Source organism: Sphingobacterium sp. BIGb0165 (assembly GCF_024810095.1).
GTDB classification, from domain to species: Bacteria; Bacteroidota; Bacteroidia; order Sphingobacteriales; family Sphingobacteriaceae; genus Sphingobacterium; species Sphingobacterium detergens.
Genome location: NZ_JANUEB010000005.1, coordinates 133,273 through 146,133, shown reverse-complemented (window position 1 = coordinate 146,133; position 12,861 = coordinate 133,273). Strand labels below are relative to the sequence as shown.

The following is a 12,861-nucleotide window of genomic DNA, read 5'->3' as shown; positions in this document are numbered from 1 at the left end:
AGCGAAAATTTCCATTATGAGAAGGAAATAAACAAGTAGAACCACCAATGAACAGCCTAAATCTTTTATGAACTTATATACGTGAATAATTACCCACCAAAAAAACGATTCTTAGATAATGGCTTTCGAATATGAAAAAGTGGTTAGTTTTGACAAGAAAAATCTATTGGCAGAATAAGTAATGGCGACTACTGCTGAAAATCGGCCATATACACGATTTTACCTAAGAATAGAATTCTTCATCAACAGACGTAGACTGATCTTATCCTTCAAAAATTTAACAATGCGCTGTGACAACCAAAAACAACACGCATACACAATACAAAATCCCAGCTCCGAATTTTTCAACATAAATTTGTTACAATCCACATTGTTTACTATAATTGCCAGACGGATAACCATGCAAAGTGTGCTATATAATGATGAACAAGAGCTGCTAACCAAGCTGCAGCAAGGCAGTTCCACCGCTTTTCAGGAACTCTATAACAAGTATTATGGATTACTCTATCTGCATGCTTCCCAAAAATTACAGGATCGCGAAGCCGCCAAAGATATTGTCCATGATCTTTTTTCCAATATCTGGCAAAGAAAAACAACGCTGATCATTCAAGGAAAAATATCCTCCTATCTCTATACGGCTATTCGGCACCGCATCATTGACTATCTTGCCAAAGAACAGTCCAAGACAAATTATTTGGACTCACTTTCGATGTATCTGGACAATAAGGTATCGGAAACCGATCATCTCCTGCGCGAACGGCTCCTACAGGAACAGATTGAACAAGTACTCAAAAAGCTTTCGCCCAGAGTACGGGAAATATTTGAATTGAGCCGCAAGCAGTACCTTAGTCATAAGGAGATTGCCGAAAAACTAAATTTATCCGAACATAGTGTCCGCAGCTATATCAAAGAGGCCCTGCGCCTGCTGCGGGCCAAACTTGGTAGCCTACTCTGGACATTATTGGTTCTATATTGCAAAATATTTTAAATTCTCCCCCCCCTATCCCCGACTTTCATCCGTCCTATATACGTAACCATACAAACGTATCATGACAAACCAAAATCTGTTTGAAGCGCGGCACTTATTGGAAAAATATCTTTCAGGGCAATGTGATGAAAATGAAAAATCAAAAGTAGAGGAATGGTATCTCACCTTCAATCAAGAGGGCTTTGATCAGACAGATGACGAAATTATTTCAGATTTTGTTGAACTACAGAAAAGACTAAAGCAAATCCCCGATGTTACCAAGCCAAAGCGCAAACGCTATATTGCTGCCGCGGCGGCTGTTCTATTCTTGCTACTGACTACAGGTCTGTTATGGCAACAAATATCAAAAGATAAACGAGTCGCGTCACAAACAGCCATCACCCATGATATTCTACCTGGCACCGACCGCGCCAAGCTGTCTATAGATGGCCAAGCTCCCATCGAGCTCGACGGTCAGAAAGAGGGACTGATTTCAAGAGGCCTCGCTTTGCGCTATGGCGATGGAACAGCCATTACCGAGACCAATAAAGTACAGCTAGTGACCCTATCAACCCCCATCGCCGGGCAGTTTCAGGTCACCCTGCCAGACGGTACCAAAGCCTGGCTCAACGCTTTGTCTTCTATACGCTATCCTACGGCCTTTGATGGACCTGAGCGCAGCGTCCATATCACCGGCGAAGTGTACCTGGAAGTTTCGAAAAATCGGGCGAAGCCATTTATCATCCATACCGAACAGCAACGTATCGAAGTTTTAGGCACCAGCTTCAACATCAACGCCTACCAAGACGATGACCAGACACTGACGACGCTCGTATCGGGCAGCCTTCAGGTTACCGACGTAAAATCAGCTGCCCAAGTTACCTTAAAGCCAGGGCAGCAGGCTGTCGTTGGTAAGGAAAAAAATATCCAAGTAAACACGATCAATGTCGAGGACAGCTATGCCTGGAAAAATGGGCTGTACATATTAAACGAAGAACCACTAAGTCAATATGCCCGAAAAATTGAACGTTGGTACGATGTAGAAGTTGATATGGGTCCCTACGGAAATACACGACTATCCGCTATTATACCGCGAGATGCCAAATTATCGGAAGTACTGCAAGCTATTGAACTCAAGTCCAATGTAAGATTTAATATCGAAGGAAGGAGGGTGACTGCTATGCGATAAATAGACTATTTTGATATCTGGATTCATTATCTGGCGGTAATACAGCGCAGACAGCTATCAAATCCAGCCAACATGACCATCATTATAAACCAACAGTACAGACCTTATTTTATGATATATCGTCCCCAGTAAATACGATATCCCATAAGGATGTATTGCATATGAACTTAAAATATGAATAACCAATATCTAAGGTATGCTTTAAAATACCTGAAACCTTCTCATTGCTATTTGTCGATGAAACTGACCATTGTGCTATTTTTCGCGTCAATAATGGTTTCTTTGGGCAATGCGAGTGCACAGCGTATTACGCTAGACCAAAATCAAACTCAACTAAAACATATCCTGATCGAAATCAGCAAACAGTCTGGATATACCTTTATCTATGACGAAAAGGACCTAAAATCCATCAGACCGATTTCCATTAACGTCAGCAATCGGAGTGTAACTGAGACATTGGACGAGCTGTTATCCGGGCAGCCACTCAGTTATCAGATCAAAGGCCGTTCTATTGCTATTTCAAGACGGCGAATATCAAAAACAATGGCCAAGAATACGGAGGAAAGCATCGTTCAAAAACGGACGATCACTGGCCGTGTGACCGATGAAAATGAAGAACCGCTGGTCGGCGTCACTGTCCTTGTCAAAGGAAGCATTGTAAGAACAAGTACCGGCTCACAGGGACAATTTTCTATCGATGTCCCTGATGAAAACAGCATACTGATCTTCAGTTCTGTCGGCTTCACTTCGTTGGAAATCCCCACACAGGGCAAAAATCAGATCAACGTGGTATTAGCAGTAGCCAACAGCAATCTGGAAGAAATTGTTGTCGTGGGTTATGCTACACAAAAGAAAGTAAATCTGTCCGGCTCTGTTGCCAGCGTTTCGGGCAAAACCATCACCGAACGCCCAGCACCAAATATTCAAAATCTATTGCAAGGCCGCATCGCCGGACTTGATGTCGTGCAGCCTACCGGTGAACCAGGTCGCGATAACGGCACCATGCGCATAAGAGGCTTGGGTTCGAGCGGAGCTTCCTCCAATCCGCTTGTTTTGGTTGACGGTGTCATCGGTTCGATCTCCAACCTCTCACCACAGGATATCGAGAATATCACCGTACTCAAGGATGCCGCTTCAGCATCTATTTATGGTGCACGAGCAGCCAATGGGGTCATTTTAGTGACCACCAAAAAAGGAAAAGCAGGCACAAGCAATATTGAATACAGCGGCAACTGGGGAACCAGTGAAGCCACCAAATACCCCGAACTTATTACAAATTCGGTCACCTATATGGAAATGTACAATGCTGCACGGGCACGCAGCGGGCAACCTGCTGTCTATACGCAGGCACAGATCGACAGCTACAAAAATAATCCCAATAACGAAGCCTATCCCAACTTTGACTGGCTCGACTATATATTGGGCAAGGGTCCAATCCAGAACCATAACCTGAGTTTCTCTGGCGGTAGCGAGAAAAGCACACATAACGTGTCGCTCAATTACTTAGATCAGAATAGCATCACCAAAGGATATGAATATAAAAGGTACAATGGCTTGTTTGATTATGGCACACAGGTACATAAACGGGTTAAAATAGGTACCAATGTCAACTTTTCTTTTCAGGACCTCAGGGCTCCCTGGATGACCAATGACAATTTACTATTGCTAGCTTATGCCGCTGCGCCCACCTTCAAACCCTGGCTACCCGACGGCAGCGGACGATCGGCGGGCCGCGACTATATGAGCACAGGTGGTACCAACCGTACACCAGAAGAGGTTTACAACACGGGGTCGCAGCTCACCAAAAACTATAATGTCAATGCTCAAGCCTATATGGATGTGGATATTATCTCCGGGCTGAAATGGTCCACAAAAGCAGCCTTTACGTTCTTCAACCAAGATTATAGACAGCGTCAGTTTGGAAGTCTGGCCTTTGCTTACCATCCAAATGAAAATGGCGAATATCAGCAATCTGGAAATGGAAATCCAAGTTTTGTCGGTCTGCAACAGAGCTCCGGTCGCAACCTGACCAAGACCTTTTATTCTACACTTCAATATATAAAAACCCTGGCCAACGATCATAATATAAGCATCTTGGGCGGATACGAGCAACAGGACAACAGGAGCACCACCATTGGTGGCGGCCGTTATGATTTTCCGAACAATACGATTATGGAACTGGACGGAAGTTCGCCTAAAGACCAGAACCTCAATGGAAGTTCGTTTGAATGGGGCCTCCGATCATTATTTGGAAGAGCCAACTATGACTATAAAGGAAAATATTTTGCCGAAGCAAATATCCGTTATGATGGTACCTCACGCGTGGACCCACAATACCGATGGGGTACCTTTGGAGGCGGATCCGCTGCCTGGCGTATCTCAGAAGAGGGTTTTATCAAAAATAATATTTCCTGGGTCGATAATCTGAAGCTTCGAGCATCTTATGGAGCCTTGGGTAATCAGGAAATTACCCGAGCAGGAAACCTGGATTATTACCCCTACCAGGATATTCTCAGCACAACAACATATCCATTTACTGGGCTTGAATCGGGCGCAATGAAAACACGCTTGGTGGAGAAAAATCTCCGTTGGGAGAAAACTGCAATCACCGACTTTGGTCTGGATGTGGATATCTACAAAGGTCTCTTTGGTGCAACAATAGATTGGTACTATAAAAATACGACCGATATTTTGGAGGAGCGCACCGACGTCCCCGCAAGTCTGGGCTTAACACCGCCTATTGTTAACGCGGGAGCCATGGTCAATAAAGGAATAGAAATCGAATTGCGCCACCAGAATCAAATCGGCGAATTCACCTATGGCGCCAACTTTATTTTCAACCGTTACCGCAATAAAGTAACCAAGCGGTTAGCAGAAACAATAGGGACGATTGAAGTAGGTCAGCCTTACAACAATTTTTTTCTGTATGATTGGATCGGCATTTTCCAAAGTCAAGCCGAGATTGACAATTCACCGAAGCAACCCAATTCGGGGACGCTCAAACCGGGTGACCTTAAAATGCGGGATGTGGACGGTAACGGCACCATCGGACCTGAGGACCGTATCCGAATCAGCCGCTTTCCAGATTACTCCTATTCTTTCAATCTGTACGCTGGTTGGAAAGGATTTAATTTCAGCGCATTCTTCCAGGGAGTACAAGGCCAAAAGGTACAGGTAAGCCAATGGGGCTATGAGCCTTTTATGCAAGGATCAGCTCCACCGACCAAATTTTTGGATGCATGGACACCAACCAACCCAAGCAATACTGTTCCGGCGGTCTATCTGACCGGATATGCAGGTGTAGCCGGCTATCCGTCCACCTATTTTCTTCAGGATGCATCGTACCTGCGCCTAAAAAATCTGTACCTGTCCTATACCTTTCCAACAGCAATCACCAATCGTATTGCGGCCAAGGGAATTACCGTATACGTATCAGGCGATAATCTGATTACCTGGACCAAGTATGAGGGCAACGACCCCGAAAGATCAGGATCAGGACGATTTGCGCAGTTCCCGCAGATCAAAATGTATACAGCTGGTGTAAAGATCAGATATTGATCTAACCTATTTTGACATTAAAAAACGGATGTTAATATATGATAACAACGATGAAAATAAAACAAATTGGCTTCGTAGCGATCGCAACGATCACTATGCTGAGCTCCTGCAGTAGCGATCTGCTTGATAAAAATCCTACTACTGCTATTTCTGGTGAAACATTCTGGATGACTGATGCCGATGCACGCATGGCACTGACCGGTGTATATAGAAGATTACAGGCCGGTTTTTATGGGCAAGGCAAATTATGGCTGGACACCTACTCCGACAATGCCCTAGATCGGCATTCGTATTATGGTTTTGGTGACCTTACCCAAGGCATTGTCAATTCGACCAATGTCAGCGACGCATTCTACAACACTCCCTATGCCGGTATTTCGGGTTGCAACTTTTTTCTGGACAATATCGACAAGGCCCCGAGCACCGAGGCGCAGAAAGTTGTATACAAAGCGGAAGCACGATTTATCCGGGCTCTTTTCTATTTTGATCTCGTGCAGGCCTTTGGTGGTGTGGTACTTTATAAAACTGAACCGAAAACCGTGGACGAGGGCAAAATCGCCAAAAGCTCAAAAGAAGAAGTCCTGGCATTCATTCACAGTGAGCTGGACGATGTGATCAGCAACTTACCAGATGCAGCTTATGCAGGGCATGCCGTCAGAGGGAGCGCACAGGCACTCAAGACGCGCGTGTATCTTTACCAGCAAAACTGGTCAGAAGCCGCTAAGTTGGCTGATCAGATTATGAAAGGCGGCAAATTTCAGATCTATCAGGGCGGCTATCAAAATCTTTTTCTGACCGCTACGCAGCAAAATAATCCCGAGATCATGTTCTCCACCAAATACCTTGCCCCTAACAATCCGCAGGGAGGTGAAGGCGTCTTGGTCGAAATCGGTTGGTACGGCGCTATTGCACCTTACCAGAACCTGGTCGATGCCTATGAGATGAAAAATGGAAAACGTATCGAGGAACCGGGATCGGGCTACGTCGCCACCGACCCGTACAGCAATCGAGACCCACGTCTTACACTGACGATCAAGGTGCCTACCGAAAAATATATCAATCCGGATGGATCGGTATTTGAAGAATCAGACCCCTTGCTGACCGGCTATTCACAAAAAAAATATGTGAATTTATCCATGCTACCATTCAACCGGACAAAGACACCGATGACCGATCAGAATATTGTCCATATTCGCTACGCGGATGTGCTGCTCATGTATGCCGAAGCAAAAAATGAAGTAAGCGGTCCCGATCAGAGCATTTATGATGCCTTGAATGCAATCCGCGAGCGAAGCGGTGTGGGGATGCCTAAAGTCAACACAGCCGTGTACAATACAAAAGAAAAATTACGTGATTTTATTTTGCATGAAAGGCGGATTGAATTGGCCTTGGAAGGACATCGTTACTACGATCTCAAAAGGCGCAATCTGATGCAAAGTACGCTGGCACCGCTAAAAAATCCTGGCGGCGCCCCATTGCGATTTGGTGAAATCAACAATGTCTTGCCTTTTGCGCAATCAGAACTGGACCGAAACCGGCAGCTCGTTCAAAATCAAGGATATAATTAAGCGGTTCGTTCGCTTTACTTTTTATGGTTCCAAACTGCAAGGTTTGGAACCATAATAGTTTACTGTGGATAATATTCATGTCGATCATTTCCTGAAAGAAACGCTGTGCGGGGCGAAATTTGTAATTTAAAGCGGAAAAATTAGTGCGACAAAAATTATCTTGTCGCTAGCTAGGAACTTGTGTTTGCGCAAAAGTATCTGCGAGTTCGCGCATCCAATTGTTGAAATCTGCTTCCGAAGGAATCTCCAGTTTCTTGCGCAATCTATTTTTACGCACCTGTACAGCCCGGATGGTGACATAGGTATACTCTGAAATATTTTTGGTCGAAAAGTTAAGAAAGGCCATCGCACAAAACTCCAATTCTGTACTTCTCATCTTCGGATCAAAGGTTTTCAATGCCTGTATAAACTGTGGATATAATTCGGTAAATAAAGTCAGGAATTCCGGATTATTACTTTTGGCCAGCTCGATCAGGTTCGTGAATTTGTTTTCTCCGATCTGCTCCGTCAGTTCCTTATTGATCGTTTCTGTTTCCTGTAAAGCCTCTTCTTTTTGGTCTAAAACTTTACGATTGTGTCTGGATCTCCATACAAAAAATGCGATCGTGCCAAGAAGGAGGATCAAAACTAGGATGGAGATCGTGCCTGCTTTTGACACCTTAGTCTCCGATTCCTGGTCTTTTAGTTGCAAAATCTGGTTGAGCACCTGATCGACAACCTGTCTATTTTCATTTTCCAGGGAATCATTGAGCCGGCTAAAAGCCAGTTCATATTTATCAGCTTTAGCTTTGTCCAAACCGGTGTTTTTATAAAAATCAGCTAACTTCCGATAAGAATTCTTCATTCCATTTCGGCTACCAATTTCTCGCTTATTGATTAGGCTCTTTTCATAAAAATCAGCGGCTTTTTTTAAATCCCCTTTCTTTTCCTCCAATGAACCCAACAAATTATATGTATTCAGAACTACAGGAATTTTATATTTCTTCACGAGTTCCATGGATTTATCAAGGTAAAGTTGTGCTTTCACAAGATCACCTTTCTTGATATATAACTGTCCTAAATTATCATAAGCCACCAAATATCGGAAGACCTCATTTTTTTCATCAGAACCCTTCAGGCTCTCCAGTTGAAGAAGCGCATATTTCTTAACAGAGTCAGATTGCCCCGTCTGAGCAAAAACACTACTTAAATTTTCATAGGTAAACTGGTAGGATTTTTTTTGCTTTTCGCCCGTCAGGTTCTTGATTAACCCCAACTGCAAACGAAACTCCCGAATGGCCTGCTGATACAACTTGAGTTCTCCATAAGCTCTTCCGCGCACCCGATGCACCTCCGATTGAGCGAGAATTCTCTCCTTATAATATTTCGTCGGCTCCACACGGTCAAGGTGTTTCAGTCCCTCTTTAAATAGCCCTACAGTCACAAGACCTTCGGCTATCCAAGAATGAGCCCTCGCTATTCCATCATCATAGTCAGACTCATAAGATAAATTAAGCGCTTTTATCGCAGTCTCGATATATGGTAATAATTGGCCGGCATTGAACAACTCCCGCGTTTTATTCAAAAGTGAATCCACCTCTTGTTTCCGGTCATCAGCAGCGACTGAATTGAGTGTAAATAAGAATAGAATTAAAAATAGAAGTTGCTTCTTCATTTAATAGGTTGTCAATTTATGAGGTAGTTACTTTTCACGACAATATAAGGCCCTTTCCAGTCCTAGAACATTGCCATGCGAATCTAAGCATTTTAAAACATTCAACTAATATAAAATCATGTCAAAAATTTATTTTTCGGGATATTTTCCGCTTTCTCGATCGACCTTAAGGATTCTTTCCCAGCTGGACGTAATATCCCATACCCTTTATTTCAGGGTTGTCCCGATCAGCCTTTGCTCCGGTTCAACAAGCGGCTTGCGTTGGATCTGATCGCGCATCCAATTGTTAAAATCCATATCAGAAGCGATATTAAGCTTTTTGCGTAATCTATTTTTCCGTACCTGCACCGCACGCACCGTTACAAAAGTATATTGAGCAATATTTTTAGTCGAAAAATTCAGAAAGGTCATCGCACAAAATTCCAGTTCGCTACTGCGGATTCTGGGGTTGATTGTTTTTAATGAGGCCACAAACTCAGGATAGATTTCATTGAACAAAGCCAAAAATTCAGCATTATTGTTCTTCGCTAAAGCAATTAAATTATTGAAGTTATTCCTTTCCATTGTACATCGTTTTTCAGTAAGTTATATTCTCATATTCCGTCCCTTGAGCTAAATACCTTCGCTCAAGAGCTGACAATTATTTTTGTTTTCCGGAGGAAATAGGCAATTAAGCTTAATTAAACTCGACAGGGCTCCATCTTCCCTATCGAGTAAATCCAAATATATTATCACGGACCTTCACGCAAATTGGTCCGAGCGATAATTCAATATAGCTAGCACCCAAAAGTTCTTCGCAGGATACTTCTGCTGTGCTTTTTATCCGACAGCCTCTCCACCGGAATATCCGGCCTGATTCTGCTTGACAAATATTTGCATTAAAAGAAAGAATCAAAAAAAACCACCTTTCACATTGATATCACACTTTGTAAAAAATTGAAAAACAAGACATTACCATTACAAAAAACCATCAATAATTTAACAGGAAGAGTTGAACTAATCCCGCAGCTCCCTAAAACAACAGGCCCTTTTCAGAAGAAGGCCTGTTATTTTTCTATATTTCCACTACTTTTTGAAGTCTAATTGAACCAACTCTGTCTCGTCATTCAGCGATTAAAATTCAGCCGAGCATAAAAAAAGCTCGACAGGAATCTATTCAAAACCTGTCGAGCCAACTCGGATGAATTAAACAATACTGAGCTGGAATTACCAGTTGATTAAACGATTGTCATCGTCTGCTTTGTCCCAAGATTCTTGGGGATCGTTGGTCGTTGTTGCTGCAGAACCTGCGGCGATGCCCTGCTCCAATTCTACTTCCATTGTTTCAATGCGTGGACTTATATAAATTTTTCGTTCTGTATTTTTCATGATCTGATTAATTTTTATTGTTATTACTAACTGACTTAATTTAGCTGGCTTATGGACAGGTAACCTTTTTTCTACCGCTACCTGCGCCAAGCATTGTTGTTTTACCCATTACCTGTTGTGTGATGACAACCGTATTTGTAGAAGAACTCCAAGGCACCGTATTAAATGAACCTGCTGTTAGCACCAATGGATAAAGCGGGCCTCCAGATAGCTTGCTTCCATACACAGTTACCTCACCTGTACGGCTAATGACCACGCGAATGATCGGATTGGCTGCAGTACCTGTCAGGTTATAGATTTGGGATATAGTTCCGCCTACTGGTTCTGTATTCGCTCCACCATAGTTACTTCCATCTGCAAAAGCCACATTTTTCGGCGAAGTTGAAATACCAGCTTCAAATTGCATTTCTTGCGTTGCCAATTTTATGCCGTTTACTTCCATATTGAAAGAGTTATCCAATTGTTGAATGTCAAACACGAAACCATAATCAGCCCCCGGTGCAGTCAATGTACGCGTGATGTTCTGACCGTTGGGAACAACTACCCCATCGACCACAGCGCCACCACCAGCGTTACCCGATGGATAGTTCCAGTTCAGATTAGCACCACCTGTTACCGGTTGTGTACAGGTTTTGAAGTTCAGGTTGAGGTTATACCGTTGTCCCGGAACAATATTTAAACCTGCTACAGATACATTGCTCTTGGTTTCGCCATCGATGGTAATCGATCCAAACTTAAATACCCCGTTTGTTGCTCCTGGGTGGATCAATAGCGTCGGTGTACTGGACACAGTACGTAAGCCGGCTCCCAATACCGGGAATACAACATTGGTGGTAGCGGTAGATCCATTGTATGTAATCGTACCATCAGCCAGTTTTAGATTAGCGCTAGGATGTGTAGGGTCAATGGTTGTCGTACCCAAATTGGTAATAGCTCCTGTCATTTCAGTCGCCATACTCAAGTTGGTCGTGACTTCACTATACTGATGTTTCAATACCACAGCCAGATTATTGTCACCGGAGTGAACTGTCAGGTCTTTCTTGAAATACATCAGGTCTGCACTGATATTGTCCAGGCTGGCATTCGCAAGATCTGCTTGTGCTGTTACTGCCGGAACAGTCGCGGTACTATTGACAGAATAGGCTACAAAAGTATAGGTCTTTTCTGCATCCAAGGTGATTGCAGTCGAATTGTCGACTGAATTGGTATAGATCTTTTCTGTTACATAATCACCATCAGCATTATACACCACGATTTTATACTTGATGTTATCTGCCAATGGCGTTCTCTCCTCGGTAACCGCTGCACGGGTTCCGGACGAGGCCCGCAACAGGTTGCCACTTGTTACGGACGGCTCGTTGGTCAAAGTAGCTTCAAAAGAACTTGAGTTTGTCAAAGGGACCACTACTGTTTGGGCTGCCCCCGTAGTGCTACCGCCTTTACCTGCTTTCTTCGTAGTGACGATTGGATTTTCTACGCCCAGTAGCTGAATACTGACGCTAGCCTTACCACTTGACGCTATACTGTCTTTGCTTTCCTTACAGGAATACAACGATCCACACACCAAAGCCGATAGAACCAGTGCTCTCCAACCTTTCATTGTCTGTGCTTGTAAAATCATTTTCTTAATTTTTTTAATGAGAATAATTGTTTTAACTAACTAGCTGCAAATGTTATAATAATTTCTCATTAAGCAACAAAAAGCACATATCACAGATGTATCACACATCAAAACTCCTTTATAATAAATACAAGAAATTATATAGAAAAATATTATCACTATAAGACATAAATAAACTATCAAAAGGTCTTCTATAGGGGGTTAGAGGCCTATTTTTGCGAAAAATGGTCTCTAAACCAATTTAAAAACCTACATATCAATATATTAAAAGATGTGATAGTAATGAGATAACAATGTGATATATCCATATCATCGTTTATTTTTCATTCTCCGGTATCTTTGAAATACGATATCATGATACGACTGATATCGCAATGGATTTTCCCCATTATTTAAATGAAGAGAAAATAAACATACAACAGTCAGATCATCAAAAACAGAACAAGCAATTAAAATCCGAACCAACGAAGAGAACAAAAAAGAATTATATGAACCCCTAATCGAATAACCACAGGTAGAAATGGAGAAAGGATGAAAACAGAAAGCAGAGGTGCTCAGATCACAAATCAATATTTATTATTGTTGGACATGCACATCGAAGATGTTGTACAAGGCCGTAAGATTGAATTTATGGAGATCAATATGATTGCACGTGAGCTGGCCGTTTCACACAAACATCTCAGTTATACAGTCCAAAAAGAAAAAGGCAATCATCCCGGTTATTTCTACAATCAGAAAATCATAGCTAAGGCAAAAGAACTCCTGGTCAGTTCACCCCTATCTATCTCGAAAATTGCGTTTCTGCTCACCTACGACCCTTCCAATTTTACAAAGTTCTTTAAAAAATATACCGGGGAGACTCCGGGGAGATTTAGAAAGAAAATAAAAAAGGGCACTTTGCCTAGCAAAGTACCACTCAAGATTTTCAGTATATAG

9 protein-coding genes are annotated in these 12,861 nt (G+C 42.7%); 5 read left to right on the top strand and 4 right to left on the bottom strand.

The genetic code is table 11. The annotated features are described in order from the left end of the window. The first annotated feature begins 400 nt into the window (after nucleotides 1-400). The 4 genes from M2408_RS12655 to M2408_RS12640 all read left to right on the top strand — a co-directional run bounded on the left by M2408_RS12655 (nucleotide 401) and on the right by M2408_RS12640 (nucleotide 7,282). Nucleotides 401-988: an RNA polymerase sigma factor gene (locus tag M2408_RS12655; RefSeq protein WP_259182309.1), complete on the top strand. Its 588-nt coding sequence runs from the start codon at nucleotides 401-403 to the stop codon at nucleotides 986-988. A gap of 61 nt (nucleotides 989-1,049) precedes the next feature. Next, on the top strand, nucleotides 1,050-2,156 hold the full coding sequence (locus M2408_RS12650) for a FecR family protein (RefSeq protein WP_259182308.1): 1,107 nt from the start codon (nucleotides 1,050-1,052) through the stop codon (nucleotides 2,154-2,156). 174 nt (nucleotides 2,157-2,330) lie between these two features. After that, nucleotides 2,331-5,714, top strand: coding sequence for a TonB-dependent receptor (locus tag M2408_RS12645; RefSeq protein WP_259182305.1), 3,384 nt, complete (start codon nucleotides 2,331-2,333; stop codon nucleotides 5,712-5,714). Between the two features lie 50 nt (nucleotides 5,715-5,764). Then, the gene (locus tag M2408_RS12640) at nucleotides 5,765-7,282 is read left to right on the top strand and encodes a RagB/SusD family nutrient uptake outer membrane protein (protein ID WP_259182302.1); all 1,518 of its coding nucleotides are present in this window, start codon (nucleotides 5,765-5,767) and stop codon (nucleotides 7,280-7,282) included. Between the two features lie 166 nt (nucleotides 7,283-7,448). Here M2408_RS12640 and M2408_RS12635 read toward each other — a convergent pair whose 3' ends face one another. From M2408_RS12635 to M2408_RS12620, 4 genes are all read right to left on the bottom strand, one after another. Next, complete coding sequence (locus M2408_RS12635) at nucleotides 7,449-8,936, bottom strand: tetratricopeptide repeat protein (RefSeq protein ID WP_259182299.1); 1,488 nt, start codon at nucleotides 8,934-8,936, stop codon at nucleotides 7,449-7,451. Between the two features lie 207 nt (nucleotides 8,937-9,143). Further along, on the bottom strand, nucleotides 9,144-9,500 hold the full coding sequence (locus tag M2408_RS12630) for a hypothetical protein (protein WP_259182298.1): 357 nt from the start codon (nucleotides 9,498-9,500) through the stop codon (nucleotides 9,144-9,146). A 642-nt stretch (nucleotides 9,501-10,142) separates the two neighbouring features. Then, complete coding sequence (locus M2408_RS12625) at nucleotides 10,143-10,304, bottom strand: hypothetical protein (RefSeq protein ID WP_259182296.1); 162 nt, start codon at nucleotides 10,302-10,304, stop codon at nucleotides 10,143-10,145. Nucleotides 10,305-10,353: 49 nt separating this feature from the next. Next, nucleotides 10,354-11,925, bottom strand: coding sequence for a fimbrillin family protein (locus tag M2408_RS12620; RefSeq protein WP_259182295.1), 1,572 nt, complete (start codon nucleotides 11,923-11,925; stop codon nucleotides 10,354-10,356). 531 nt (nucleotides 11,926-12,456) lie between these two features. On the opposite strand from M2408_RS12620, the gene M2408_RS12615 reads away from it, so the two are divergent. After that, complete coding sequence (locus M2408_RS12615) at nucleotides 12,457-12,861, top strand: AraC family transcriptional regulator (RefSeq protein ID WP_259182293.1); 405 nt, start codon at nucleotides 12,457-12,459, stop codon at nucleotides 12,859-12,861.